Genomic DNA, 3,091 nt, shown 5'->3' on the forward strand with positions numbered 1-3,091 from the left:
TTTTGGCTTAGACTAGGCAAATTTAAATCAATCTCAATTAATTCAGAAATACTGATTTCTCGATTATTTAATGTATCGGCTTTAACAAGTCCACCTGCAATAGCTAACTCGCCTAAAATTCTATTAGCAGACCATTGATTATCTCGTAATTCCCGAACAGTAATACTCTTTTGCCGTTTTGACAATCTATGACCTTCAGAATCAATTAAGAGCGGTGCATGACCGTAAGACGGTACCATTATATCTTTAGAGTGTAAACATTGTTGTAATATTTTATATAAATATATTTGCTGCCCTGTAGTGTCTAGCAAATCATCTCCGCGAATGACCTCCGTGATTCCCATTGCAATATCGTCTAGTACAACGGCTAAATTATAGGCATACATACCATCACCACGACGTAATACATAATCGTCTAACTCACCTTCTAAGTGAATATGTTGAACGCCTTGCCAACGATCTATAAACTCTATATCACAATAATCTATAGATAAGCGCATCGAAGGATCCTTTTCGGCCAAAAGCAGTTTCACCTTTTCCTCATCTAAATGGCGACAATGTCCATCATATCGATGAACAATGTCTCCCGCATGAGGAGCTGAAGCAATAGACTGTAATCTGGCACGATTACAAAAGCAAGGATAAATTAGTTTTTCTAATGCAAGACATTCTAATATATTAGCATAGTAATCTTGCCGTTCACTTTGCCAATATGTTGATTCTGGCCCACCAATACGCGGACCTTCATCCCATTCAAAGCCAAGCCATTCTAAATCATCTAAGAGTGCTTCCCCTAATTCTCGTTTAGAACGTTGAAGATCTATATCCTCCATTCTCACAACATAAGTACCCTTTTGTTGCCGTGTAGAAATATATGATAACAGGGCAATCCACACATTGCCAAGATGAATATATCCTGTCGGGCTTGGTGCAAACCGACCTTTCATACTAGCCCTCCTACATTACAAAACAAGTGGCATACTCTGTACAATCAAACAGAATATGCCACTATATTATGTTAAATAATTAACCTAAAGAAATGATATTATCGAATACATTACCAGCGTCTTTAATTTTTTGTTCGTTACCCATAGTACAAATATGATTATCCTTTAATACAGGTTCAACTACATCTGCTAAAGCAACAATATCCTCTGGTTTACAAGCGATAACTTGTTTACGGAACTCTACTTTGTCCTCTAGTTTAGCACCACTAAAGTACATGCCCATTGCACGTGGACCACGCAATGCTGGAGTCATAGGTAAGTCTAAGGAGCTCATCGTACCAATAATATATTTACGCATTTCACGGTCAGTTAAAGTAAAATCACGAAGGTATTGAGGTAACTCTTTGTACACATTTAAGGTTTCTACCAAATTTGGATCGCGATAGCTACAGAAAATCATATTACCATCGTCATAGAAATTGGCAAAGGCACCGTAGGCACCACCTTGCACACGAATGCGAATCCAAAGATATTCATAACGCAAGATAGTTTCTAGCACACTCATTGGACCAATATGTTTAAATCCGTGATCGACAAAGTTACCACCTTGAGCTACGTATTGCACCTTACCAGCTGTAACGATACCGTCATTACCGGAAAGTCGAGTAATTTGTAATGCATCATTGCTTAACTCAGTAGTATCCCAAGTTTCCACCAATGGTTTCATTAGGTTTTCAAAAGCCTCTAATTCGCCTTCTTCACCAACAAACATGATATCCACATTGTTAGCACGGAAAATCTTACGAGCTACATCAGCTAGTTTTTCTGGTAACAATGGCAATGCTGCTGGATTAGACGCTAATTCGCTAATCTTTTGATAGTAACCAAAGTTCCCATTGTCTCTAAATTTACCAACTGCAGATACTTGTGCCATAACGCGTTGACTTACAATGGAGTTGCCACGACGGAATGCTTCATTATCCCAAATAGCTTTGCTCTCTTGCACAAGCTCAGTCAAACGGCAATCATCGCTATAATCTGCTTTTTGTACTACTTCATTAATCAATCGACACAAATCAGGCAATTTAGAATGTAATGATTTAGCACGTACAATCATAAGCGGTGTAAATTCATCACGTTTACCATCTTTGCTGATTGCTGTAATATCAGAGCTTAAACCACCAAGATTCATATTGATATCTTTAGCCAATGCTTCATAGCCCCGTTCAAATGTATCAATACGACCGAGAATATCGCTTAAAATATCTGCATAGAACAATTCATCTTCTGTGAGACAACTCAAGTTAAAATATAGACCTACATAGTTAATGCCTTTTGTGAAAGTTGGCACAAAATGTACTTTCGTATTACCAATCTTACTTTCACGGCGTTCTACAGCTTCAATATTAGGATTTAAATCAGATAAGTCAAGCAATGGAATCGATGCTAACGCCTCTTCACTATCTGGAGTTTCTTGACGGATTTTAAGTCGTTTCGTTTGTTCTACAATCGCATCAATCTCCTCTTTAGTCATATTCGCTTTTACAGCAGCTAAATGTTCTTTAACCTCTGCATCTTTACGCTCTTGAAGGCCACGTTCAGGATAGATAGATACAAGCACTTTGTGATTGTTATTCAAGATAGATTGACGAATCAAATCTTCAAAATATGTACCAGATAAGCCCTTGCGAATATTTACTAGCGCTTCTTCATAGTGTAAAAGCTCAAGTGGATCATTATCATATAACCAGTTATCCATCATGCGGATAACATAAGCGAGACCGATTGGACGGCCACCAAAGTCGCTTTCACGGAGAGCAAACTCAATGCTATTCAAGGAAGCTTCTAATAATTCTTTATCTAAACCTTTATCACAAAGCTCTTGCAATGTAGATTCTACAATACGTTGCAAATCAGCTTGTTTATCTAGATTGGAGCCTGTTGCTTGTACAGTCCATATAGGTTGGCGAATGCTATCTAAATAATAGCCACTTACGTCAGAACCAATACCTGCTTTTACCAAAGCCTGTTTTAAAGGTGCCGCTGGAGACGTTAATAAAGCATGCGTTAAAACCTCAAAGGCTAAGCTATGCTCAGGTGTAACACTTGGCAATACATAAGCAAAGGAATGCAAGGTACGATTG

The 3,091-nt window shown here is 38.1% G+C and carries 2 protein-coding genes; both read right to left on the reverse strand.

All coding sequences use genetic code 11. The features are described 5' to 3' along the window. Positions 1–947, reverse strand: a 947-nt coding sequence (gluQRS, locus tag Q0F90_RS08480; protein ID WP_296004743.1) for a tRNA glutamyl-Q(34) synthetase GluQRS, incomplete at its 3' end; no start/stop codon positions are given. A gap of 79 nt (positions 948–1,026) precedes the next feature. Beyond that, positions 1,027–3,091: insulinase family protein (locus Q0F90_RS08485; RefSeq protein ID WP_296004745.1), on the reverse strand; the 2,065-nt coding region annotated here is incomplete at its 5' end.

Source organism: uncultured Veillonella sp., assembly GCF_934190855.1.
In the GTDB taxonomy this organism is placed as follows: Bacteria; Bacillota; Negativicutes; order Veillonellales; family Veillonellaceae; genus Veillonella.